The sequence below is a fragment of the Synechococcus sp. CS-1333 genome, assembly GCF_025128015.1.
Taxonomy (GTDB): Bacteria; Cyanobacteriota; Cyanobacteriia; order PCC-6307; family Cyanobiaceae; genus MW101C3.
Genome location: NZ_JAHLYO010000014.1, coordinates 381,897 through 405,225 on the forward strand (window position 1 = coordinate 381,897; position 23,329 = coordinate 405,225).

Annotated in this window: 29 protein-coding genes and 1 pseudogene; 11 read left to right on the top strand and 19 right to left on the bottom strand. The window is 57.3% G+C overall.

The window, feature by feature from the left end; all coding sequences use genetic code 11:
- Position 1: 1 nt before the first annotated feature.
- Positions 2-2,926 (bottom strand): DEAD/DEAH box helicase, encoded by a 2,925-nt coding sequence (locus KQ303_RS06340; protein WP_259729616.1) that lies wholly within the window; start codon positions 2,924-2,926, stop codon positions 2-4.
- Positions 2,923-3,858, bottom strand: a complete 936-nt coding sequence (locus tag KQ303_RS06345; RefSeq protein WP_259729617.1) for a hypothetical protein — start codon at positions 3,856-3,858, stop codon at positions 2,923-2,925. Before KQ303_RS06345 ends, KQ303_RS06340 begins: the two co-directional genes overlap by 4 nt.
- Positions 3,859-4,075: 217 nt before the next feature.
- On the opposite strand from KQ303_RS06345, the gene KQ303_RS06350 reads away from it, so the two are divergent.
- The 4 genes from KQ303_RS06350 to KQ303_RS06365 all read left to right on the top strand — a co-directional run bounded on the left by KQ303_RS06350 (position 4,076) and on the right by KQ303_RS06365 (position 5,846).
- Positions 4,076-4,561 (top strand): hypothetical protein, encoded by a 486-nt coding sequence (locus KQ303_RS06350; protein WP_259729618.1) that lies wholly within the window; start codon positions 4,076-4,078, stop codon positions 4,559-4,561.
- 41 nt (positions 4,562-4,602) lie between these two features.
- Positions 4,603-5,055 (top strand): hypothetical protein, encoded by a 453-nt coding sequence (locus KQ303_RS06355; protein ID WP_259729619.1) that lies wholly within the window; start codon positions 4,603-4,605, stop codon positions 5,053-5,055.
- 121 nt (positions 5,056-5,176) lie between these two features.
- The gene (locus KQ303_RS06360; protein WP_259729620.1) at positions 5,177-5,413 is read left to right on the top strand and encodes a hypothetical protein; all 237 of its coding nucleotides are present in this window, start codon (positions 5,177-5,179) and stop codon (positions 5,411-5,413) included.
- A 244-nt stretch (positions 5,414-5,657) separates the two neighbouring features.
- A complete protein-coding gene (locus tag KQ303_RS06365; protein WP_259729621.1) occupies positions 5,658-5,846 on the top strand; it encodes a hypothetical protein in 189 nt (62 codons plus the stop codon).
- A gap of 457 nt (positions 5,847-6,303) precedes the next feature.
- On the opposite strand, the gene KQ303_RS06370 is transcribed toward KQ303_RS06365, so the two are convergent.
- The 4 genes from KQ303_RS06370 to KQ303_RS06385 all read right to left on the bottom strand — a co-directional run bounded on the left by KQ303_RS06370 (position 6,304) and on the right by KQ303_RS06385 (position 8,689).
- Positions 6,304-6,990 carry an HD domain-containing protein gene (locus tag KQ303_RS06370; RefSeq protein ID WP_259729622.1) on the bottom strand — a complete coding sequence of 229 codons (687 nt, stop codon included), beginning with the start codon at positions 6,988-6,990 and terminating at the stop codon, positions 6,304-6,306.
- Positions 6,990-7,637, bottom strand: coding sequence for a hypothetical protein (locus KQ303_RS06375; protein ID WP_259729623.1), 648 nt, complete (start codon positions 7,635-7,637; stop codon positions 6,990-6,992). The genes KQ303_RS06370 and KQ303_RS06375 overlap by 1 nt, the downstream gene beginning before the upstream one ends.
- A gap of 101 nt (positions 7,638-7,738) precedes the next feature.
- Positions 7,739-8,110, bottom strand: a complete 372-nt coding sequence (locus KQ303_RS06380; RefSeq protein ID WP_259729624.1) for an AbrB family transcriptional regulator — start codon at positions 8,108-8,110, stop codon at positions 7,739-7,741.
- Between the two features lie 246 nt (positions 8,111-8,356).
- Positions 8,357-8,689, bottom strand: coding sequence for a helix-turn-helix domain-containing protein (locus KQ303_RS06385; protein ID WP_259729625.1), 333 nt, complete (start codon positions 8,687-8,689; stop codon positions 8,357-8,359).
- 109 nt (positions 8,690-8,798) lie between these two features.
- Here KQ303_RS06385 and KQ303_RS06390 point away from each other — a divergent pair, with 109 nt between their 5' ends.
- On the top strand, positions 8,799-9,419 hold the full coding sequence (locus KQ303_RS06390; protein WP_259729626.1) for an FMN-dependent NADH-azoreductase: 621 nt from the start codon (positions 8,799-8,801) through the stop codon (positions 9,417-9,419).
- A gap of 125 nt (positions 9,420-9,544) precedes the next feature.
- A pseudogene (locus KQ303_RS06395) lies at positions 9,545-9,928 on the top strand (DUF6194 family protein); the annotation flags it as partial.
- A 215-nt stretch (positions 9,929-10,143) separates the two neighbouring features.
- Here the strand turns inward: KQ303_RS06395 and KQ303_RS06400 are convergent.
- The 7 genes from KQ303_RS06400 to KQ303_RS06420 form a co-directional block, all read right to left on the bottom strand.
- On the bottom strand, positions 10,144-10,977 hold the full coding sequence (locus tag KQ303_RS06400) for an alpha/beta fold hydrolase (RefSeq protein WP_259729627.1): 834 nt from the start codon (positions 10,975-10,977) through the stop codon (positions 10,144-10,146).
- Between the two features lie 644 nt (positions 10,978-11,621).
- The gene (locus KQ303_RS06405) at positions 11,622-12,362 is read right to left on the bottom strand and encodes a DevA family ABC transporter ATP-binding protein (RefSeq protein ID WP_259729628.1); all 741 of its coding nucleotides are present in this window, start codon (positions 12,360-12,362) and stop codon (positions 11,622-11,624) included.
- Positions 12,363-12,408: 46 nt separating this feature from the next.
- Positions 12,409-13,059 carry a GAP family protein gene (locus KQ303_RS14755; RefSeq protein WP_399233066.1) on the bottom strand — a complete coding sequence of 217 codons (651 nt, stop codon included), beginning with the start codon at positions 13,057-13,059 and terminating at the stop codon, positions 12,409-12,411.
- 20 nt (positions 13,060-13,079) lie between these two features.
- Entirely contained in the window at positions 13,080-14,246 is a 1,167-nt protein-coding gene (gene devC / locus KQ303_RS06410) for an ABC transporter permease DevC (RefSeq protein ID WP_399233114.1), read from the bottom strand.
- Between the two features lie 55 nt (positions 14,247-14,301).
- Positions 14,302-14,379: a hypothetical protein gene (locus KQ303_RS14760; protein ID WP_399233117.1), complete on the bottom strand. Its 78-nt coding sequence runs from the start codon at positions 14,377-14,379 to the stop codon at positions 14,302-14,304.
- A 42-nt stretch (positions 14,380-14,421) separates the two neighbouring features.
- A complete protein-coding gene (locus KQ303_RS06415) occupies positions 14,422-15,579 on the bottom strand; it encodes an ABC exporter membrane fusion protein (protein ID WP_259729630.1) in 1,158 nt (385 codons plus the stop codon).
- Between the two features lie 214 nt (positions 15,580-15,793).
- Positions 15,794-15,979, bottom strand: coding sequence for a hypothetical protein (locus KQ303_RS06420; protein WP_259729631.1), 186 nt, complete (start codon positions 15,977-15,979; stop codon positions 15,794-15,796).
- A gap of 185 nt (positions 15,980-16,164) precedes the next feature.
- Between KQ303_RS06420 and KQ303_RS06425 the strand changes: the two genes are divergently transcribed.
- Together KQ303_RS06425 and KQ303_RS06430 are read left to right on the top strand one after the other, a co-directional pair.
- Entirely contained in the window at positions 16,165-17,334 is a 1,170-nt protein-coding gene (locus KQ303_RS06425; protein WP_259729632.1) for a sensor histidine kinase, read from the top strand.
- The gene (locus KQ303_RS06430) at positions 17,312-17,941 is read left to right on the top strand and encodes a response regulator transcription factor (RefSeq protein ID WP_259729633.1); all 630 of its coding nucleotides are present in this window, start codon (positions 17,312-17,314) and stop codon (positions 17,939-17,941) included. The genes KQ303_RS06425 and KQ303_RS06430 overlap by 23 nt, the downstream gene beginning before the upstream one ends.
- 78 nt (positions 17,942-18,019) lie before the next feature.
- On the opposite strand, the gene KQ303_RS06435 is transcribed toward KQ303_RS06430, so the two are convergent.
- Positions 18,020-18,250 (bottom strand): hypothetical protein, encoded by a 231-nt coding sequence (locus KQ303_RS06435; protein ID WP_259729634.1) that lies wholly within the window; start codon positions 18,248-18,250, stop codon positions 18,020-18,022.
- A 130-nt stretch (positions 18,251-18,380) separates the two neighbouring features.
- On the opposite strand from KQ303_RS06435, the gene KQ303_RS06440 reads away from it, so the two are divergent.
- From KQ303_RS06440 to KQ303_RS06450, 3 genes are all read left to right on the top strand, one after another.
- Positions 18,381-18,533 (top strand): hypothetical protein, encoded by a 153-nt coding sequence (locus KQ303_RS06440; RefSeq protein WP_259729635.1) that lies wholly within the window; start codon positions 18,381-18,383, stop codon positions 18,531-18,533.
- 85 nt (positions 18,534-18,618) lie between these two features.
- Positions 18,619-18,921 carry a hypothetical protein gene (locus KQ303_RS06445; protein ID WP_259729636.1) on the top strand — a complete coding sequence of 101 codons (303 nt, stop codon included), beginning with the start codon at positions 18,619-18,621 and terminating at the stop codon, positions 18,919-18,921.
- A 316-nt stretch (positions 18,922-19,237) separates the two neighbouring features.
- Positions 19,238-19,873: a cation:proton antiporter gene (locus tag KQ303_RS06450; RefSeq protein ID WP_259729697.1), complete on the top strand. Its 636-nt coding sequence runs from the start codon at positions 19,238-19,240 to the stop codon at positions 19,871-19,873.
- A gap of 172 nt (positions 19,874-20,045) precedes the next feature.
- On the opposite strand, the gene KQ303_RS06460 is transcribed toward KQ303_RS06450, so the two are convergent.
- From KQ303_RS06460 to KQ303_RS06480, 5 genes are all read right to left on the bottom strand, one after another.
- Positions 20,046-20,558 (bottom strand): hypothetical protein, encoded by a 513-nt coding sequence (locus tag KQ303_RS06460; protein WP_259729637.1) that lies wholly within the window; start codon positions 20,556-20,558, stop codon positions 20,046-20,048.
- A complete protein-coding gene (locus KQ303_RS06465; protein ID WP_259729638.1) occupies positions 20,555-20,854 on the bottom strand; it encodes a galactose oxidase in 300 nt (99 codons plus the stop codon). The genes KQ303_RS06460 and KQ303_RS06465 overlap by 4 nt, the downstream gene beginning before the upstream one ends.
- Before the next feature lie 716 nt (positions 20,855-21,570).
- On the bottom strand, positions 21,571-22,419 hold the full coding sequence (locus KQ303_RS06470) for a hypothetical protein (protein ID WP_259729639.1): 849 nt from the start codon (positions 22,417-22,419) through the stop codon (positions 21,571-21,573).
- A 90-nt stretch (positions 22,420-22,509) separates the two neighbouring features.
- Complete coding sequence (locus tag KQ303_RS06475; RefSeq protein WP_259729640.1) at positions 22,510-22,857, bottom strand: hypothetical protein; 348 nt, start codon at positions 22,855-22,857, stop codon at positions 22,510-22,512.
- 111 nt (positions 22,858-22,968) lie between these two features.
- Entirely contained in the window at positions 22,969-23,319 is a 351-nt protein-coding gene (locus KQ303_RS06480) for a hypothetical protein (RefSeq protein ID WP_259729641.1), read from the bottom strand.
- Positions 23,320-23,329: the final 10 nt, after the last annotated feature.

Here is a 23,329-nt window from a genome sequence, read left to right on the forward strand (position 1 = left end):
ATCAGGCCTCCCGGTGAAGAACGGCCACCAGCTTCAGGTAGGGAGCGGGCTCGATGGTCATCACTTCCTCTACGAAGCGCTCGTGATCCTTGAAGCGCTCCTCGATGGCCTTTTGGTCGGCGGTGCGCTTTTTGTCCTTGATCTGCCTGGGCCGCTGGTCGGCGGCGTAGGCCAGCTCCAGCTGTTCCACCTGCCGGCGGCGCAATCGCCCCAGGCGCTGCCGCTGGGCCTCCAACTCCGGCTGCATGCGCTGTTTCCAGCGCTCACGGCACTCCAAGAGGTAGTTGTGAGCCGCATCGACGGCCACCTTGCGTTGCTGCTTGATGGAATCGGCGATGGCTACTCCCGGGTTCGCGTAGCTGCGGCGACCCAGCTGTAGCCGTTCAGCCACATCTTCGAACGGCTCCACCGCTGCGACCCGCAGGCCGCTGCCCGTAAAGCGCACGGCCACCCACTCCTGCACCACCGGCACACCGCGCTGGTTGGGGATCGTGCCCTGCAGCACAATCACCACCTCGCCCGGAGGGAGCTCTTCGCTGAGTTGCAGCACCGGCGCCTGGTGGCGGGCAAAGGTGATCAAGCCGCGGTCAGCCAGCCAGTCCACCAGTGGGTGCAGATCCCAGAGGTATTCCAGTTCCGGCCGGGCGCTGTCCTGCCGCCGTGCCTGCTCCAGGGCGCGCTGCAGCGCCAACGGATCAGTGCTGAGCGCCAGGCGCTGGCCGCTGGGAGGCTGCAGCTCGCGGGGGTAGCGGTCGTAGCGGCGTTGCAGGTCCTTCGGTGGGCTGAGCTCAAGGCGCTCTTCGGCGGGGTAGGGCTTGAGTTCGAGCTTTTCGCTGCGGCGCTCCATCTGCTCGCTCACCGCCTCCAGAGAGCGCTCTACATAGCTCCAGAGGGTCGGGAACAGGCTGAAGGCTCGGCTGCACTGGACTGCAGGGCCCGGCTCATCGGGGATGACATTGCCATCGGTGGTGTCGCCGTCATCAACGCCGTACAGATCATCAAAGTTGAACAGGCCATCGTCGCTGGCTTGCTTCGAATAGCGCTCTGCGTTGGCATCCATCCGCGCTTCCAGGCCTGAGGCGTCACCGGCTTCCACCGCTTTCTCGATCTCTGTTTCCTCCGCTGCCGGATCGAACACCCGCAGGAACACCGAGGGATCGCCGATGTTCTGTTGGGCCTGCGCGTCTTTCTTGATCAGCACCCGCAGGATCTTCTCGGTGTCGCCCATGCCCTCGTTCCGGGAAGCCGTGAGCAGGTAGCGGATCTGGGGTTGCTGCGGCTGGCCATAGCGATCGATCCGGCCGTTGCGCTGCTGAAGCGTCATCAGCGACCAGGGGATATCGAAGTGCACGAGTCGATGGCTCAGGTAGTGAAGGTTGAGACCTTCTGAGGCCACTTCAGTGGCCACCAGGATCCGCACTGCCTCCTTCTCCTGGGCGAACTGCTCCACCACCTTCGTCTGCTCAACATCGGCCATGGCGCCATCCAGCTGAACAACAGCGCCCTTGGGAAGGGCAAGGTCCTGGGGCAGGTGTTCCACCAGGAAGCGCTGACTTTCACGCCGCCCTGTGAAGATCACCAGCCGGTCCTTCGGGTCCTTGCCCTGCCAGCTCCAGTCAGAGCGGATCAGCTGCAGCAACCGCTGGTACTTGGAGAAGTCTTCGGCGCCGATTGCCACCAGCAGGGGTTCCAGGGGCTCAAGGGCCGCGATATCTGCCGGGGCTGGCGTGGCTCCGGCCCGCAGGCGCTTGAGGCGGTTGCTCACGGTTTCGAGCGCCGCCATCGGGCTCGAGAGCATGCTCTTGGCCAGGGTGGTGCGGAACAGCTGCCCCGCCTTGGCCTTGGCATCGGTGTCGGGCAGCTTCAGATCTGCCAGCAGGGCAAACACCTGCTCTTCCCTCTCGCTCGCCTGGCACACCACATCCCTGCTCTCCCGCTCCTTGACGGTCTTGCGCAGGTCGGCGATCACGTCCTTGCGGAAGCGCCGCAGGTAGAGATCCTTGATGTCGTCCTTGGTGTAGTGGCTCGGGTTGGCGATGGCCGTGGCATCGAGCATGTTCATCAAGCTGGCGAAGCTTTCCGCCTTGCCGTCATGAGGGGTGGCCGAGAGCAGGATCAGCGTGTCGGAGCGGGTGGCCAAACGGTTGGCGAGCCTTGCCCGCTGGCTCTTCTGGGCACCCTTGGCCCGTTCGGCCACGTTCTGGCACTCATCGATCACGATGATGTCCCAGCTCGCGTTTTCAAGGTAGTAGCGATACTCCCGGTCGTTCTTGAGTGTGTCGATCGAGACGATGGTTTTGTCGTAGTAGTGAAAGACGTTCTGACTGGTGGAAACCTTGGCGCGCACCTTCTGGATGGTCTCGGAATCCAGCCGCACCAACGGGATCGAGAAGCGGGTCCAGAACTCCTTCTGAAACTGCACCAGCATGGATTTGGTGGTGACCACCAGGATCCGCTTGCCCCGGCCCCGGCGGATCAACTCGCTGCAAAGGATGCCGCACTCCAGCGTCTTGCCGAGGCCTACCGCATCGGCGATCAGCAGCCGTTGCCGCGGCATCGCTAGGGCCTTGGCGGCGGGCTGCAGCTGGAAGTCCATCACGTCCATCGCCGCCAGATGACCCACCACCAGGGAGGCATCCGTTGGCACCGTGCGGCGCAGATGGGCCTCGAGGAACAGCAGGCTGTCGCGGTACTGGGGTGAGGGATCAGCCACCAGCTCGGTGTCTTCTGGCTGCAGCACCTTGAAGCTGCCGGCCGCCTGCTCCACCTCCACGATGAAGCGGGCCTCCTTCTCCCGCAGGAAGGCCGACACCCCCACCACATCCACCACCTGCTGGCCATCGGAGCTGCGGCCCAGGCTGCGCACCATCCACTCGGCGCTCCGGCATTCGATGCGGGCCCCTGGGGCGAGGACGGCGGCGCTCATGGCTGAGTTCCCAGAGATTCGGTCACGATCACTTCAAGGGCCTCCACATAGGCCTGCAGCCGGCTGTCCAGCCAGGCCGCCAGCTTGGGCCAGGTGGTGGGGTCACGGGCGTCGGCATCCAGCGATTGGGTCAGCCCGTAGCCCTCGCTGTCGGAGATGGGGACCCCCAGGCGTTTCTCCAAGGCTTCTTGATGGAAGAGGAGCAAGGCCTTGGACTCCTCCAACGGTTGGCCGCGCTTGCCCCGCACGAAAATGCCGCAGCGGTACACGGAGATGTAGGTCACCACCACCAGGCTGCTGTTCTTCAGCGGCTGCCAACGGGAGCTGGCAGCATCCGCCGGACCCCACTGGGATTGGTCGGGGTAGAGCTCCAGCAGCTTGCTCCAGAAGGCCAAGCGGAACTGGCCGAGGGTTGAGAGCTCACCCGTCTGGGAGGCCACCTGCTGTTGGAGCTTCCGGTCCCAGCCGTTGGGCTTGGCCACCACCTCGAACAGGGGGGCGATCGGTGAATCGCCGATCCGCACGGCCTTGACCTGCACCGCGAAGAACGCGAAGGGATCGACGGTGTGATCGTTCAGCCAGTGGATGGCCGAGAGGTGGGGATCGCGGAAGTCGCTGGCAATCCAGACGATCACCTGGGCCTGTAGGCCGGCCAGGTAGGTGAGGATCTGGCCGAGGTGGTTGTGGTCGGTCTGCTCCAGCTGGTTCTCAATCAGCACCAGGGATCCGTCCTGGGGGTTGCGGGCCAGCAGATCCGCTGAGAAGGAGCCCACGCTCACCTCCTGCCCCTCCAGCTCCAGGGGGATCCCCAGGGCAGCCGAGAGGCGGTTCAGGTTCTCGGCCAGCCAGGGGGTGAAGCTCTGGGCCTCATGGGCCCAGGCCTGCCTGAGATCCACGGTTTCCAGCAGGCCGAGGCTGGGAATCTGCGTCATTGAGATCCAGCTGGCCCTTGCATCACAGGAAGCTAGGCGGCAAAGGCGATCTGCGCCGTTTTCCTATAGGCCGCGGCCGAAGAGAACTGGCATCTCGGTTAGCGAAATGTGAGTCGATTCATGACCAGCCCAGCGCCTGTGCTGGCCTTCCTCCGCCCTCTAATGCTCTGCTGGAGGTCGCAGCTTCGATCGAATGGCAGGCACTGAGCAAGGGGAGTTGGAACTGATCGCCCCGGTTTCTGAGGCAAACCTGGCGCCCTCCAACTCCAATTCGGCAGCACTGGAGTGCAAGGGCATCCGCTCCACCCGGGATTTCCCTGCAGATCTAACGGCCCTCAGCCGAGAGCAGATCGAGCACCACTACCAGGCGATGCGCAACAGCCATGCCTCGCTCACCCGATCGAGGTCCCAGCTCCAACGCCGCTCCAGGGAGCTCACGGTTGCGCGGGAACGGTTCCTGGAGACCCTGCGTGGTTACGAGGGCCGCTTGATGACGCTGGGCCAGGAAAAGGCCGAGGCCCTGCGCATCGCCCAGGACATGCACCGCGAGCTGGAGGCCTTTGAGGATAAACAGCAGGCGCTCGATGGGATCTTGCAGGAACTGGATGCCGCTAAGGAGGAGGCCGGCTACTGGAGCATCTTCAGCATCACCCGGCTGATCGAGCGCATGCGCCGGCTGCTGCGCGGGGGGAGCGAGGGCTGATGGGGGAGCTCAGTGATCGCTTCGGCGAGCTGATGGCGCGCATGGCCAAGGGCGATGCCGAGCTGTTCCGCACCGTGGGTGAGCAGAACGCTGCGATCCGGCAGCTGGTGGAGGAGGTCGCTCCTGCGGGGTCGAACGGGTCGAATGAGGCCGCGGCCTTGCAGGGGTCACCCCAATCGCTGCTGCCGCAGGAACAGTGCACCCAAGCGGCACTCAAGGCCCGCTTCGGTTCGGCCGCGGCCGCCCATGCTCACCTGGAGACCGTCCTGGGCCCAGCTCCCACCAAGAAAAAAACCTGGGAGCACCTGAGCACCGTGTTTGAGAGCGGCGCCTGGCCCGCACCGGCCCGCGCGCTGGCGCGACCGGAAGCTGGCCGCGGCGGCGTAAGCGAGGAGGCCCTTGCCCAGTTGGAGACGCGGCTGCTCCGCCGCATCGACCAGCTGGAAGATCGCGTGATTGCGGTTCTAGAAAAGGTTCTGCTGGGCAAGTCCTGACCTGCACCAATGGCGACCCTCTGCGCTTCAACCCTGACGGCCATTTCCGCGTCTCTGAAAGCATCCTGGCTGAGCGCACAGGGTATGGGCCGTTGACCCTCAGCGAGTTCTGGAAAAGGGGATGGTCAAGCCCAATGAGATGCACCCTGGAGGGGAGCCATTCGAGCTGAATGACACGGTGAACGACTACTGGATCGCCACCCTCACAGTGTCCAAGGCCTACCGGGTCCAATGGCTCGACAAGGTACGCACCGTGATCGAGTTCGACCCCAGCACACTGACGACGGAGTACGTCACCACCACCCCCAAGTTCAATGTGGGTGGGGTCTACTACGAGAACCTTCCGGCGGAGTCGTAGACCCTTTCGTTGGGTGGCGCCACCTGCTCCTCATACCCCGACAGGAACTCCCTCCGGATGGCTGGGCTCAGCCTCTTAGCAACTCCCGCATGAACTAATCACCCAACGCCACCGCCGTGGCCGAGTTCTCCGCCTCGCTCAGCCAAGACCTGCTGGTGGGCTTAAAGCTGTTGTAGCACCAGGCGATCGCGAAGCTACCTCCACCGGCCTGACTGGCCCCGAACTGATTCCCCACCCCCTCCCCATGCCGTTCAAACCTGAGAAACTGGGTCGCTTTCTGCTCCGGGGGCTTCGCATTGGCGCCAGCACGATCGCGGTCGTGGAGCTCCTGCGCAACGACTGGAACGCTGGTATCAGTGCCTCTTTGGCCTGGTTGGTGTTTCTTCTGGTGGAGCGGCAGCTTCCGCCTCCAGTGGATGATTCCGAGAGCTGACAGCCATCGACGATCTGCTCAGCCGACCAGGGCCTGGTGCTGATCCGGCATCTGCGGCGGCGGGGGCGGTTGCAGCAATGGGGCGATGCTGCTGATGCCGAGAACACAAAGGAGAAGGCGCCCGGAAAGGTCAGCAGGCGCATCCCCAAACAGCGGCTCGCTCAGCTGCAGGAATTAACAACCGGGTGGCAAACTATCACTAGCGGCTCGTCATTCTCGACTTCGATTGGGCATGGACGATGGAACAAATGGCGATTGTTCGACATCAGCGACTTCTCTCGCACTCGCCCCAGTCTGGGATGTCATTGCCTGCCGCTCGCCAGAGCTAGTCAGCAGTCCGTCGGGGTCATCCGCCATGAACGGGCAGTCCGTTGGTGCGCCCGCCCCATGGGCCAGCAAGACGGTGGCCGGTGCGGCGTCAGGGCCATCGATCAACCGTGGCGCGGAGGTGGGGGGCTCAGCCGTCATGGACTGATCTGCTCCGGTGCGTCTCGGGTCGCTCCAGATACCCCGCCGCCCACACCGCCGGGGCAATCCCGCGGGGCACGATCTGCCGGTAGGCCTCACTGGCGAGGATCTCCTTCACGGCCTCCCCGAGCAGCTCATTGGAGCGGCTGCCGGGCAGCCGGTGGCTGAGGGTCTGGTGGATCCGCAGCAGGTACCAGGCAGTGCCATCGAGCCCCGCCTTGAATCGATCCCAGCTGGCGGGGTCGCGGCGGCCATCGAGCACCTGATCGCGGGCGTTGTGGGCCTTGTCAGCAGCTGTCACCAGCAGCGAGGTCTCGCTCTTGTGCTCCAGCGAGGTCACATAGCGGGTCTTGCGCACCAGCCAAGGTTCTTTGCCTGCGCCGGTCAGGCCCTCGGCGGTGTCGGTGCAGTCCACCACGATGCCGGCCACCTTTTCCCCAAAGCGTTCGGCGATCGAGGCGTGGCTCTGGCCTGCATCCTCGATCGAGTCGTGCAGCAGTCCGGCGATCGCCTGATCTTCCGTGCCCTCGTCCTCCCAGACCAGACCACTCACGGCGATCAGGTGGGAGATGTAGGGCACGGGCTTGCCCTTGCGACGCTGGCGGCTGTGCAGCTGGGCGGCCCAGCGCAGGGCATCGACATAGAGCGGGCTATGGAGATGGGGCTGGGTGGTCATCAGCGATCGGAGGCCGGGGGTGGCAGCCGTTCAAGCAGCAGTTCCAGCTTGCGGTCCTGCTCGCGCAGCACTCCCAGGAAGCCGGCAGCGGTCAGAGCCAGCACGATCAGCCAGGCCAGGGACGTCCATAGAACGGCCTTGAGGACCCCGGAACCTCCCACCGCTGCAGGAGATGCATCGGCATGGAGGACCGTTACGGCGGCTGCCGTGTCTCCGGCGTCCAGATTGAGGACCAGCCGCAGCAGCGCTTCCGGCGTCACTGGGACGAGCGCGGAGCTCAGTGCTGTCGATTGCGAGGTCTCCAGCAATTCCTGCCGGCAGCGATGCAGTCCACCACCTGCCCAGAACATCCCCCACGCTCTGTTGTTCCGCTGCAGCACCACCCACCGCTCGGGTCTGGCGTCAAGACGCACCAGCTGAGCGGCCTTGGCCAGCGACCAGCTACGGCCAGCCGCAACAGAGGGATGGGCTTCCAGTAGCAACTTCCCTTGCGGATCACGTGTGAAACCCGTCACCACCTGCAGCGCAAAGACATCCACGATCTGGCAGTGCACCGCTCGCTGGGCTTCGCTCCACTCCGGTGCCATGAACAGCAGTGCTCCGCCGTAGCGGTGCAGGCAGTCCTCGACGAGCTGGTTTTCGTGCACTGCACCCCTATTCCCGGGCGATCAACGCTAGGGAGAGTTGTGGCTCCCGCAAACAGCGACGGAGGCCTTGACGCCACCCGTAACCGAGATGGACGCGCCCCTCACTCCTCCTCGTCGGCCCCACCTACAGGCACCAGACGGATCTGCTTGCGACCCAGCTTGATTTCGAACTCATCGCCAGGCTTGAGATCCAGAAACGCGGTGTAGGCCTTGCCCACCAGCAGGTTGCCGTTGCCCTGAACCGTGGCGACGTAGCTCAAGCTGCGACCAGCCTTCCCTTTGCCGTTGCCACCACCCTCTCCGAGGCTGACGCCTTTGGCTTCCAGCAGCGCCTCATAGAAGGCGGTGAAGTTCAGCCGCTCGCTGCCGTCCTTCTTGGTGCTCACATAACCGGCGGCCCGCACCAGGTCGGACTTGGAGGCGTCACCAAGTTCTTTGACTTTGGACAGCAGGTCTGATCCGGTCAGGGGCATGTGAGGAGTCCAGCGACTGAGTGGAAGGTAGCCACTCAGGCCACCGTGTCCAGTTGCAGAAGGTGCGGGTAGCCTCTGGGGGCTGGGAACCAAAACAAGTTTAGCCTTGCGAATGACGGAGGGTTCGCCAGCAGCCGCTTTCGGTGCTCACCTCCTGGCCAATGCCGACCTCAGCATCTTGTTAGCTAGCTTCGGTTACAGCTAGTAGATCTGTCTAGAAATCATCTGTTGAAGCTTAAGTTTTGGTCATACAACAGCTTTTGGGTTAGCGCCATACCATCTCACAGCCAGTTCATAGAGATGATCGAGTGTTCCCGAGAATTCTTTGCCGCATTCGGTGAGCGTGTAAGTCACTTGTGGTGGAATAGTGGTTTCGTGTTGACGATGAACCAAATCAAGAGATTCCAACAGCCTTAACCTTTCCGTCAGCACTTTGGTTGAGATACCTTCTACTTTTCGCCTGAGTTCACCAAATCGCTGTGATCCATTGGAATCAAGTAACCAGAGGATGTAAAGAGTCCACCGTCCTGATAGTTTTTTCAGAATTGTCTCCAATGGACAGCCATGGGTTTCAGTCATGGTATGTGTTGCATTCGGTGTTGAGTAGTTACCATTTGGTTCCTACTTTACTTTAGTATCCACCCGTTTTACTGTCGAGAGGTCCTGATTCATTTTCTGATTGCCCCTTATGAAAAGTATTCTGCATCTCGATGCGAGTCCTCGTGGTGAGCGCTCAAGATCTCGTCAGCTCGCTAGGAAATTCATGGCAGCATGGCAGGAGCTCCACCCAGGCGCAATGATAACGTATCGTGACTTGCGCCAAACTCCGATTCCTCACATTACTGAAAGTTGGATTGAAGCTGACTTTACGCCACCAGAATCACTTAGCCCAGAGCTGCGAGAGCTGCTCAAGTTATCTGACGAGTTAGTTGACGAGTTTTTGGGTGCCGATCGATGTCTGTTCAGTGTGCCGATGTATAACTTCAGCGTGCCCTCAAGTTTCAAAGCCTACATTGATCAGATTGTGCGTGTAGGTAGAACATTTACGTTTGAGGATGGTCAAGGCAAGGGGCTAGTCAGCGGGAAGAAAGTTTTGTTCATTACATCACGAGGCACTGAATTTGGTTGCGGTTCACCCTATGAGGGATATGATGCTCAAGAGCCAGCTTTGCGTAATATTTTTCAATTTATGGGAGTGTCTGACATTCAGTTTATTCATGCCAGTGGCTTAGACATGGGAGAGGACGCTCACAAAAGGGGGTTGGAAGAAGCTCAGTCAAAGATTAAGCATTTAGTGGTTGATTGGTAGTGCCAGCCAGATAGCGCTAGCAGTTAGGAGAACCTATGTCACCACAAGAGATTATTCAGTTCATCTGCAGTGGTCTCTCAGGAGTAGTCCCAAAAGCCAGTTGGGGCTAAACGTCCCTCTTTTACAATCCTGGCTACATGTTGCCCAATGGTGTTTACTTCTGCACAATCAAGCAGCACAATGGTGACAACGATAAATCTACTAGTCTCGATCGAGAAGATGTGTTTAGACTTGCTATTGGACTTAACCCAGAAAACTATGCTCGCATGTTTGGTGGAAAGCCAACACGCCCCGTAAAAGGTGGTGTTGTGGCAACGGAGTACGATTATACAGAATTGAATGAGCTTATGCCGCATCCAATTTACGCCTGGATTTCCTGGGTGCAAATCCTTTCACCTGGCCGAGATAAGTTTCGGGAGATTTTCCCTTTAATTCAGGAAGCTCATCAGGAGGCAGTGAAAAGGTTTAGGAGCAAAACAGCCTCAATTCATTTCGCTGCGGAACAATGAACTTGGTGGGTTGAGTGCTGTGCCGGTGGCTATAAAGCGGAAGTACCCGCGTAACCAACTCCCCTCATAGACTTTCGGCTTTGCCATAGCGACCACCTGAAAACCGCTCTTGTGATGCCTAACGACCCCAAGCTCAGCGACGCGAAGAGGATAGCGCTGGGGCCGTACGAAAGAACAGCCTGTGACAGCTTCGGAGCGTTCGTTGCAGCGCATGGTTAGGAGAAGGCTATTTCGATGAGATTATCAACTGCAAGTGCAACTTGCCCCGGTGCTTCGCGCGGAAGGAAATGCCCCACGCCCGTTAGCACTTGGCGCTCATAAGGCCCGGTAAAATATGCCTCCCGCCCTCTGGAAGCCGAGGGAAGTGTGCAGAAATCTTCCGCACCATGCAGGATTGTCGTAGGACAGAACACCGAGGAAGCCAAAGCAGCCCTCCTCTCAATTTCGTCGTCAGGTGCATGGCCTTTTACCTCCCCGGAGGAATGTCGATAAAAGTGCATGACCACCTCAATGAAGTCGGGATTGTCAAATGAGTTGGCAGTCAGGTCAAATTCCTCATCGGTGAAGCCCCAACCCGGTGACCAGGAGTGCCACAACCACCGACAGAATGCTCGTCGATCAGCAGCAAGCGTGGCGCGGCCTGCGGCAGTGCAAAAATACCACTGATACCAATAGGCTTGAGCTTGCTGGAGTTGTCGAGGAGGCAACCCGGGTGCGTCATAGAGGTCTGGGCTAAGGAGAACAAGCGCGCGGACACGGTCAGACAATAACGGGGTTGCAACTAATGCGGCTGATGCTCCGATGTCGTGACCGACGAGGACAAATTGCGTCAGACCAAGTGCGTCAACAAGATCGATAAGATCCGACGCCAATGAGCCGGTCTGTCCGCTGCGTGAATGGTGGGAATCCAGAAAGTGCGTTTCGCCGAAGCCGCGTAGATAGGGAGCAATCGTTCGATAACCCATTGACACTAGCTGCTTGGAGACAACATCCCAAGTTCGAAGGTCATCTGGAAATCCATGAAGCAGCACCACCGGAGTCGATTCCAAGGTTCCAGAATCCTCAAAACCAATATCAAGCCGGGAGGTCCGAATGCATCGCCGAATTCTTGAACGCTGATGACGCATCTGAGTCTGAGTTGCCTAACGCTATTTGGGCGAACCTGATGACCAAATCGAGTCTACTGCTCCGCTCAGCATAAAACCTCGCGCAAGGCACAGTAATCAACTTTGATCGACTGCGAAAACTGGGGCCTACTAGTTACAACCTAGAGAGCTGGGGTCTTATGCGGACCCATCTAGCACAGTTCTCTTCGTTATTCCAGGCTCGTCCCCGCCTCAGGCTCCACAAGCTCCACCGCCATCCTCGCCTTCCCAAGCGCATGAAACAACTTCCCCTGCGGCATCCGCAGCACTTGTGTACCGCTTGCCGGGACTAGACACCACGACCGACTTCGGCTTCGTTTACAGCAAGGCTGGTGCTGTGGCGGTGGAGAATCGGGGCGCGATTACTAACTAGTCCGAGATATAACGTAGGAAATGAAAGATACTGAGCTGAGTCGTATTGTTCTTGTCAAAAGCAATTGAACGATAGGCACGAGACCGAGACCATGAGTTCATTGAAGATTGCCTGAAGGGATTAAACTGTCCGAATTGGCTACATCAACTAATACAAGCTTTGGCCGGTTAGACACTTACTCCGAGATCACATTCTCCGGATTGGATGCCAAACGGCCATCTTCCATATAGACAATGCGATCGGCGATGTCCAATATGCGGTTGTCGTGTGTGACCATTAAGATGGTGCAGCCCTGTTCTTTAGCTAGTTTTTGCATAATCTCTACAGCATCGCGTCCTGACTTTTTATCAAGTGCTGCTGTCGGTTCATCGGCTAAAACGATCTTGGGTTGACTAACCAAGGCACGGGCGATCGCGACGCGCTGTTTTTGCCCGCCCGACAAGCTATCGGCAAAATAGTCTACCCGCTGCTTTAGCCCTACTGCTTCTAGCATGGCAACACTCGTGCCATCAACGTCGCGATCAAACATTTCCTCATGTAATTCCAGGGACATTCGCACATTTTGTTTTGCAGTAAGAAAGGTCAATAGATTATGTGCCTGAAAGATATAGCCAATATTGCGACGAAGTTGTGTCAAGTGATGCTTGCTTGCATCGTGTAGTTCTTGACCGAGAATCCTGAGGCTGCCTTCTTGTGCCGATCGCAATCCACCCATGAGCGTTAGAAGGGTAGTTTTACCTGAGCCAGAGGGCCCAGTCATGATAATAATCTCGCCTGCGTAAACATCTAGGTTTATGTCAAACAAAGCTTGTTTGCGGAGCTCACCACTTCCAAAATAGTGATTAAGCTTCCGGACAGAAATAACTGCTTCTGCTTCAGTTGAGTGAAATTGATCTGAATTCCGAGTTTGAGTCATTGTACTTGTCTGTGAATGTGGATAAGCGATCGACTCATTGGACGACCTAAGGTAAAAGTATGCAGTCTGCGACCAAGAGAATGCCTAATCCAACTAGCAGAAGTCGCAATATCCTGGGTCCCCACTTCTGAATCGAACGGTTAAGTCTATACATTAGATCGGTGCTACGTTCGCCTAGGTAAATGTAGAGTCCTAATAGTGCGATCAACGGTAGAACGAAGATAGTGTTGTAGATTGCCAGAATACTGACTGTGGACCAAAGGTCTAACTGTGATCGCTCTATTCCCTCGATAGCTGCCAGATAAGGCAATGCTGTCGGGAAGTCCCAAAGCGTTGCAGCGCTACCAAATAGAAAGGTTTTAGCGGTCGTTAACTGAGCAGGGCGTCTAACTTCTTGGGAATCACCAGTAAACTTGTTAAGGTTCAAACCCACTACAAGTAGAACGATGCCAATGATCATCTGCAACGTGTACAACAGTGAAGGTGGCAGACTTAGTGCATTGATTGTGATTCGACTTGCTCCAAATGCCACTGCCACTCCTGCTGTCCAATAAGTGATAAACACTCCCGCTATAAATGATGTTGAGCGAGGAATTGGCTTAGGAGTACTGAGCAGATAAATTTGAACTGCTGTAGTAGTGGGGTTTAGGCTGTCTAGTGCCGCGATCGCAACAAGATAAGCAGGCAAGGATGACATCTGATTACACCAGTTAAGAATTAGAAAATATCAGCAGGATCAGCAGACTGTAGCTTACGCATGGCTATTCCTCCTGAAGCGGTACACATCACAATCGTCAAGGACAACACAAGCGTCGCTCGGCTGACTGTCATACCAATCGGAAGATAAGTTGCAGTGGCGACAATGGAGTACAGCCCAGTCGATATGACAATTCCTGGAATGAATCCCAAGATGGCCATAATCAGCGCTTCCTGGATGAGTACTCCAACCAAGTAACCGTCGCTGTAACCCATTGCCTTCAGCGTGGCATATTCTGGCAAATGGTCTGATACGTCAGAATAGAGGATTTGATAGACGATAATGGTGCCGACGACAAACCCAATGATTGCGCCAAATCCGAACAAGATCCCGATAGGACTGTTGGTTTCCCAGTATTTCTTCTCATGTTGAATAAACTCATCACGAGTCAGGACTAACACGTTCTTAAACTCTGATTGCATCGCAGCTTGAACTTGCTTAACATCAGTGTCTGGTTTCAACTGAATGGTCCCAATATCAATTTCATCGGGCTTACGATCTGGGAAGAGACGTAGGAAAGTTGAATGACTGGTAATGGCATTGCCATTGGCAGAGAATGATGCTCCCATGACAAACGTTCCAACTACCTTGACTTGGAAGTTGTTAAATTGAATCGGCACTGAGCTGAACTGCTGAAGTTCTTTTACTACATTGCCATAAAACCCTTTTGCACCAGCGCGATCGTAGAGAATCCGATTCAGCAGTTTAAGTTCATTTTGGTGTGCTTGGACATCTGGCAGAGTGATCGCCGAGTTATGAGGATTAATTGCAAAGACCATGGTGGGCTGATTCGTTCGGGTTTGAGCATTCCGCCACTCGCCCTGCCCCACATATAGGTAGTTAATCGATTCAACCTCTTTAGCTCCTGCTGCCTGATAGAGCTGCTGTCTAGGAAAGCTTCTGACCACATTCAGACTTTCAAACAACGGGTTAATCAGAAATAGATCCCCTTGCAGCGAGGTGTAGGGTATTACGACAGACTCAAATAGCGCATCGAGCAATCCCAGTTGAAAAAACATCAAAATATCAGCGAATGCAATTCCCGCTAAAGCCACCGCAAGACGAGTTTTCTCCCGTTTTAGCTGAAACCATGCTAGGGGTGTTTTTCGAAATAGGTGACGAAACATAGGTGACTTCTTTCCACGCTTTAGGCCAAACCATGATGGCGAGCACAACAACCGCTTAAACGCAATAATCAAACCTGAGTTTGTTAAAGATGCTTTTGACATGTATTTTGATGGTAATTTGACTGAGATACAATCCGTTAGCAACTTCAGAATTGTCATAAAGAATATGAACGAACTATAGTCGAATGGCAACCTGTACTTGCAAGTTCGTTAAGCCTGCAACGCGATCGCTGTCTGCTGCATTCAACCGAATTGTGACTTTAACCGCCCGTTGATCTAGGTTTTCTCCCGGTTGATTATTGAAGGTCTCCTGCTGGCTCACTTGTAGTCCGATTTCATTGACTGTGCCTTGCAGTTCTCCAGAGAAAGGTTCACCTGTAATCACTACCTGTTGACCCATCCGAATCTTGCCGATGTCAGTTTGATACACTTCGGCAATCACTTGCATCTGGCGGGTTTGCCCCAGATCTGCAATGCCTTTATCACCCACAACTTCTCCCGGCTTGGCATAGATTTCTAGAATCTGTCCTGCTTGGGGCGATCGCACTTCTGCCTGTCTCAAATCCGCTTTCGATCGTTGAGCCACAGCGATGGCCTGATCCACTTTTGCTTGTGCTATGTGCAGATCCACTGGACGTACTTCAACAATTTGATCCAGGTTTGCCCTGGCGGACTCAATTTGTGCCCGTAGCGTTCTACCCGTCCGGCTTTGGTTTGCTTTGCCCTCACTTAACTGTGCTTGTGCTTTTTGGAAAGCCAATCTTTTCTGGTCAAACTGAGATGCAGAGAGGGCTCCTTCTTGATAGAGCGATTGAAAGCGTTTGTACTCGGAGCGGGCATAATTTACCTCAGCCTCTAAACTTGCTAAGGTTGCTTGTTGCCGCCAAGTTTCTCCGGCTAATTCTGCTTGCAAACGTGTGATCTCTGCTTGCTGGGCGTTGATTTCGCCTGACTTTGCTCCCGCTCTGACTTGAGCAAGTTCCGCCAAGGCAACGGTGACGTGTTGCTCCGCTTCAAAGAGCGCACCTTGCAACCGATCCCGGCTGTCTAGTATCGCAATCACTTGGTTAACCTGAACGCGATCGCCTCGTTTGACTAGGAGTTGGGCAACGCGATCGTTGCTGAGGGTGGCTGGAACTGACATCTTTATAACTTCATTTTCAGGTTCCAGCCGACCCAGTGCCACCACAGACTCAATGATGTGGGTAGTCTGATTATTCTCTGGTGACTGTTCAGCCGTAAGATATGAAATGCCTTTGTAAGAAATACCCGCTGTAATGACAGTTGAACCAATGATCATGAAAAGCACCCAACGATTGGGCAGTTTCGACAATGACTTTACACTCATGGTAGTTTGCATAAACGGAAGCGGGTGGTCCGAGATGACTAAGTTTTGGATGGCGAATCAATCATCAAGTTTGAGGTGATTGATCAATCACTAGAGTTGAAGCTGATACTGCTATATCTCAGAAGGTTGCACAAGAGCCTTAGTCACGAATGGGAAGAAGGATCTGATTATCAACCAGAGAAAATCTGTCAAACCTAGGCTAGCCAGTGCGATTGGAACAGACCGGAGTCAGAAACTTGTTGACTTCCAAACCTGACAGTGTTTGAACGATTTCTGGCAGTTGAAATCCCATGAAGGTGATTGCCAATGCCATGGCAAGTACACAATCGCTGGGCTTTCCTAGATGGTGAACTTCAGTTTGAGGATCTTGTTGCTCTTGCTGCATGGGTGGTTCAACGGCTGATCTACAAACCATCTAAACTCACCCACAGCTCTTTAGATACCCACAGCTATCATTGAAATGGATGACACTTGTCATGTCTAAGCCTGACAGGTGTCATAGCACGATTAACGGATGATCACACAGGCTATAATGGAGCAACATTCTTACTCTATTTGATGATTCTAGACGTGAGCTCCTCTCAATCACTTCGCTGGACGTTGCGCGTCGGCGAGTGGCTCCTATTACTAATGACTGTCTTGATCTATGCGCTTATCGAAGTCTCCACGCTTGAGCTAATTGTCAAATGTATAGCGTTTTGTATTCTCTTTTTCTGTCTCAGTTTCGTCTTGCCGCTCGATCGCCCGCTTTGGCAACGTCGTGCTTACATTGCCCTTGAGATGGGATTAGCGGGCATTGCGATTGCGTCTGGAGTTGAACTCAGCTTTATTCTATATCTGCTGCTTATCAAGGCTTGTTTCTTATTGCCTCGCCGCGAAGTCGTTTTAACCAATCTAGTTGCTGCAACCGTCTGGCTGGCTAGTATTGGTTCGCTATATCCTTATCTGCGGCAACAGCGAATCCCAGAGTTTGACGGTGTAACTGTGCAGTCCAGTCTTTCTATGACCCTCCTGCACGCTTTGCTGATCTATGCCAGTGCAAGCATTTTTGTCGTGCTCCTAGGCTTTGTGATTGTTGCAGAACGCGAAAGTCGCCAACAGGCAGAAGAATTGTCGCAAGAAGTGGAAGTGTTGAGTGCCAAACTAGAACGGCTGCGAATTGCACGTGATATTCATGATTCCCTGGGACACTCCCTCACATCCTTGGGAGTGCAACTGGAAGTCGCTCAGAAACTGCGCGATCGCGATTTAGCCAAGTCCTTTCTCTCGGTAGACAATGCCGCCTTGTTGGCAAGTCAGTGCTTGCAAGATGTGCGGCATATTGTTCAAACCATGCGACAGCAGTCCTACTTTAATCCTAGCGACGCGCTGCAGGAACGAGTTGCACAGATGCGCCAACAGGGGATTTCCATTCAAGTCAGTTTAAAATGGCCCGCCCTCTCGCTGCAGTCGAGCTATCATCTTTACTGCATTTTGAAAGAAGGCTTGATTAATGTGCAGAAGCACGCGAAGGCGACTCAGGTGACGCTGCAAGGAATGGTTGTCTCAGACACGATCGTTGTTACGCTGCAAGACGATGGTCAAGGATTTGACTTGGAGCAGCCGTTATCAGGTTGCGGCTTACCAGGAATGCAGGAACGGGTAGAACTCCTGGGTGGAACCCTTAAGATCAGTACAGGTTCCGAACCAGGAACGCAGATCAAAATCGTTATTCCCTATGATTCGAGTGCTCGTCGTTGATGATCAATCCTTCTTTCGAGAAGGTTTATCCGCGTTGTTGTCGCTAGAGTCAGACATCGATGTAGTCGGACAGGCAGCGGATGGGAGAGTGGCTATCGACCTAACCGGTACGATTCAGCCGGATGTGATTCTGATGGATATTCGCATGCCCAACTGTGACGGAGTCACGGCAACGCGAGAAATTCTCCGCAGCTACCCGTGGATACGTATCCTGGTGCTGACAACCTTTGACCAGGATGATTATGTTTGGGAATCGTTAAAAGCAGGAGCAACTGGATACCTAATCAAGAATACTCCCTCTGGGCAGGTGGCTGACGCTATCAGAACAATACATAAAGGACACAGCCAGCTTGGGCCAACGATTGCACCCAAAGTCTTTGCCCAGATTCAACAACCTGTTCGTGCTACCCCAGCCAACTTAGCCTTCAGCGAGCGAGAGTTACTGGTTCTCAAGCTACTCGGGCAGGGAAAGACAAACCGTGAAATAGCTACAACCTTGCATATCACCGAAGGAACTGTCAGAAATTACGTCAGTCGGATTCTAAGCGAGTTAGGCCTAAACGATCGTACTCAAGCTGCACTCTGGGCACATGGAAACTTAGATTAGCGATTGCCAACTCAAACCCAAGACGCTGAAACGCTTTCAAGACCCGCTGCCGGGGCGCACCCACCGGAAACTTCGGCATTAACCAGCCAGAACGGTTTCGGCCAGAAACACCTCCTCAGCAGGATCCTCCTGGGTGATGGAATCAAGCCCGAACGTCTCGCCATGAAACGCAAGGGCAGAACGCACATCTGCAAGTGCAGCTTCATAGCTATCGCCTTGTCCAACAGCCACACCTGTGATCCCGAGGGGATAAGCCACATAACCATCCGCATGGCGCTCTACCACTACTTTCAGCCGCCGGGATGCCATCGGAGGCCGTCTCTGCTCAGTTGCCTCCACATTAAGACTGATGGCCCAGCTGAGGGGCCTCGGCCTCTAGCACGTTCCCCAGCCCGAGACCCTCGTCCGGCTCTTTGCTGCCTCAGCCCTCCGCGCCGAGGTGTCCGCAGCCCACTGCTACGCAGAAGCCTTTGGCTTCGATGAAGCCACCCGCTACAAGGATGACGCGATCTCCCCGCTGGAGTTCCACTGGGAGAGCCAGCGCCTCACCGAGGCATCCTCCGCCACCGGGCAGCGCTACATTGTCCGGTGACGATTAGATTGGCGGGACTGCGCAATTACATAGGCGGGTCTTAAGACGCGACAACAGGGCTCCGATTCCAGTCTTGAGCGTTGTCATGCCCGCCCCTTTGTCGTTGCGGATCAAGGAGCGGTACATGGCCAAACGGGCCCAGGGCCTCAGCCAGCAGATCGACGCTCATGGAGCCGGTATCTCGGTGCGTAGCGCCCAGCGCATCGATCGAGGAGACCATCAGCCCCAGAACCAGCCGCAGCGCGGCCGGAGTTGGCGCACCCGAGCTGATCCACTCGCCGCCGTATGGGAGAGCGTGTTGGTGCCGATACTTGAGCAGCTGCCGCAGCTTGAACCTCAGACCCTGCTGCTCCATCTCGAGCAAAGCTTCCCTGGCCAGGAGTGGTAACGCCGCAAACGCACCCTTCAGCGGCGGGTGGAGCAATGGCGGGCGCTGCAGGGTGCGGCCCAGGAGGTGCTGTTCCTGCAGGACCACCGCGCCGGGGTGCTGGGCATCTCACATTTCACCCTGCTCAAGGGCGAACCCATCACCGTGGCCGGCGAGGCGGTGGAGTACCGGCTCTTTCATTTCTGCGTGCCTTTCTCGGGCTGGTGCCATGTGGAGGTGATCCACGGCGGGGAGAGCTTTGTCGCCCTCTCAGAAGCGCTGCAGAACGCGCTGGCGGCCTGCGGCGGGACCGGCGGGATCGGGCGGCGGTTTGTTGGTGGGGGTTCTGATGGCTGCAGCAAGCTTTCCCCTCGCCGGTTGGTGGGTTCGCCGCCATGGCGCCCTGGAGCCCGGCCGCCTGGAGGTGATGCTGCTGCTGATCGGTTGCAGCTGGCTGGGGGAATTCTTTGGGCTCACCAGTCTTCTGGGGACCCTCCTCGGCGGCACCCTGTTCACCCGCCTGGCACCGATGGAGGAGGGCAGCCTCAAGGGACAGGAGCTGCTCAGGGTGCTGGGGCTGCTCTCCGAAGTGTTCCTGCCGCTTTATTCCCTCAGTGTCGGCATGCGGATTGATGCCGGCACCCTGCTGCAGTCCACCGCCTGGAGCATGGCCTCCCTGCTAATCGTCCTGGGGATCGCCTGCAATTTGATCTGTGCCCTGGGTATCGGCCGGGGGGACCGGGCCGCAGGGGTGGATCGCTGGGTGGTGGTGTTCGGCCTGATTCCCCGGGGGCTACCGGGGTTGGTGTTCGCCTCCACCGCCCTGGGGGCGGGGGTGATCAGGAAGGCCCAGTTCTCCTCCCTGGTGCTGACGGTTGCCGTGACCACTGTGCTTGGGCTGCTGTTGCTGGCCCGGCGCCTGCGTTGGTTGGAGATGCAAGCGGATGCAACGCGTATGGCCACCGTCCGGTAGCACCTGCGTGATTTCAGCAACGGGATCTCCTGATCGGGAAGCAACTCGCCGCTGGTGATCTCCAGCCGCTGCACCTGGCGCTCCCAGCGGGTCGGGCGAAAGCGCAGCACCTGACGGCCGTCGCTCAGCCAGCCCTCCTTTGGCGTCAGGGGGACACGAGGTGATGGCCGACTCATGCCCCTGTAAGTCTGGCCTCGATCAACCGGCAGCACTCCTGCACATCGCTCGCGCTCTCTACCCCCTTGCCGAGCGAGCAGAAGAACTCACGCCACAGCGGCGGCACCGCCAGCAGGATCAACGGCCTGCCCGCATTGAGCGCATGGGCGGCTTCTGAGGCTGTGCCGGGGCCTCCGCCCCCGCAGATCACCACCACATCGGCGCTGAGCACGTTGATCACGTTGCGGGCCTTGCCCATGCCGGTGAACAGGGCCAGATCCAGCTCCGCCGTGCATTGCCGGTCGTCACCCTTCCCTTCATCGGGCAACACCCCCACCACCAAGTGCCCCTCCACCCGCACTGCGCCGCGGCTGGCCGCCGCCATCACCCCCGCCGGGCGGCCACCGGTGAGCAGCACCCATCCCCTGGTGCTGATGCACTCCCCCAGCTCCTCGGCCAGGACCACCGCCTCAGCGGAAGCGCCCTCTCCAGCACCCATCACACCCACCACCGCACGCCGGCTGCTCATGCCACCTCCTGGCACCAGCCCCGCTGGCGCGTCATGTCCTCGGTCCAACCCTGGCACCGGCAGGTGAGGTGCTCCCCTTGGGTCAGCAGGCCCTGGTGCAGCTGGCAGGTGAGCAGGGGGATGCAGCTCACCCCCGCGTAATGCCGGAAGAAGTGGCAGGTGAGGCAAACCGTGTGGCTGCGGCTGGCCACCAGCACCTCCTCATCGAGGTAAGGCCAATGCTCGTAGCCGCCATCGTCTGCCGCTGAGCTGGGCGCCCTCCGGGTGCCGCGGGAGCGGGGTGGGGAAGCAGCCACGGCGACTTCATCGCAGAGAACACCTGTACTATCAGAGGTCATCTGGTTCTGGCCAGCTAGGGCGCGACCTCAGCTGGATCCCCAGGTGACAACGACGCGCTGTAAGCGGGCTGATCGATCCGGCGCCCACACCAGGACCCAATTCCTTGAGGACCCCCGGCCAGGACTACACGTGATCTTGGCCAAGCAAGCACCCCACCTCAGACACCGACCGCAGGTGGACGGTCACCGTCGCAACGGATCGACGACAGCCGTGGACGAACGCGGATGAGTCACTGCCGCTGGGGCCAGCTAGCGCTGCGATTGGCTTAATGGCGAGGGACCCCTCGCTGGTGGACAGACGTAGAGGCGGTGGCAGGGGCAGCGCTGCCGCCAAGAGGCATGCCGCCTGCGCAACGCTTGCCACTGCGAGCAGGTGGCCACGGGGGGGGGTCGCCAACCCCATCAGTTCACCGGCTTGACTTTGCACAATCCCCAGCCAGGTAAAGCACTGGGAGAACACCGAAGACGTCATTCCATAGCCTTTGTTAGTCCCTTGGCGTTCGCTCCAAAATGCAGTGAGACTACCCACTGGGAGCTGAGAAGCCCGCCCAGGCCACCTTGCTGGTAGGTCTTGCTGATGAATTGTGTGCACCTCCTACGCTCTTGCATGGCTGTTGGTATCTGCTGCAATCGGCGGATGCCGCCTTAGTTGAGAATCGACGAATACCCGGGCTTCAGATCATTATCCGTGGCCTACCTTGTGCCGTGCCAACCAGCGGTTGAGCGATAGCGGCCACCGTCCGAAGCGAGGGAGGCATGAAGATCCTGTAGTCGGCATGGGCGCCACGCTTCCAGGGTTGGTGCTTGGCGGAGTCCACAAGGGTCTCGATGGCGTGAGCGTTGTGAAGCGTTTGCATTGCTAAGCGCTGCAGATCCTCACGACGTCGGGTAACGGCACCGATGCGATGGCGCATCTGCACTTCCTGTGGCGTTTCCGCCTCGTCGTTTCGAACGCTCAGCAGCACGGCACAGCCCGGGAGCATGGAGAGTGAACCCCCGAACGTGAAGGGAGCCAGCAGGATGCCGAGCCCGCCGAGGGCAACACCGGAGACGTTCATCAGGTTGATCTGCTGCTGGCGCACCTGGCGGGTGTGCACTAGGGCCCGATCCAGTTCGTGGCACTGACTGCTTTCCAGTTGCAGCGCTTCCATACCCGCAAGGAGCCTCCGGGCACTGACGTCGATGGTCAGCATGTGATTATGCAAGGCTTGAGCCGAGCTGGCGTCAAACTCCAGCAGATCCCAGATCTTCCAGCACCTGTAGTTGGGATGGGGGTAGAAATAGACCTGGCAGAGGATGATGTCATTCTCCTCGTAGCCATCCAGCTGACGTACCAGGGCGTTGTCGGGCCAATAGGCGGTGTCGTAGATCTCACCATTAGCAATTCTGATCAGCAGACGGGTGTGGGAGGGGTACTGGCGTCGCCTGATGATGGTCCCGCAGATCATCTGCACGCTCTGGCGGGCGCGCTCAAGGGCTTCGCTGGGGCAGGTTTTTGTGAGTGAGGTGGAGGAAAGGGTCATGGGAGCGGAGGGTGGGGACGAGTTCTCTTTGTTGCGGGATGACTGGTCTGATGCAGCATCCCTACAGCAAAGGAGAGGTGGTGGATCGACTCAGCTCCTCTGCATCTCGGCCAGTCGTGTCAGAACGACCCGGCCGGGATAGGGACCATCCGCGCCAAAGAACCCGATCACGTAACGGAGGAGTTCATCGGGATCCGTGAGCAACGCGCGCAGGGCCTGCCGCTCCCGTTCAGCAGCATTGATCCATGTCTGAGCCTCTTTGATCCAGAGGGAGTTCTCCCGCAGTTTCGCTGCCTGTCGCATCTGATGCTCAAGGGATTCAAGCAACATGTCCTCGATTGCACAGGCATAGGTGTTGAGCTTGCGGGGAGCCTCAGGCCCTAAGCGTGACAACACTTCAAGAGATTGCGGGGAGAGGCAGGGGAGATCGTTGGTCATGGTGATGGCTAGGTCTGAGGGCATCAGCTGGGGGGTGTCGGGTGCCAGGAAGGGGAGAGAAGCCCGCTTGCCTGTCCTGTCTCCCTCTTGTTTGGCAGACTGTGGGCTGATTCAGCTCCTGCGGAGCGACCAGTTCCACTTGCAGGTCGTGAGCAAGACGGAACCATCCTCAGCTGCTGTACTTCCCACCAGCTGAAGACCATTGAGCTCTCGCTCGTAGCGGGCATAGGGGGAACGACGTAACTGCCGGCTCATGAGCGTCCATCGCTGCATGCCGTAGTGATGGTCCTGGTCGCCGTAAGCCACGGCGATGCGTATGCTGGAGGCCGAAATGGCGCGTTGCTGGCAACGGCGCTGGGCATGGCCTACGTCGCGATTGGTACCGATCAAATGGATCGCTGGTAGAGCAATCAGGTTGGGATCGACAGCGGCAATGGCATCAAGTTGGCGGTGGTGGCCCATGACCGAAGGG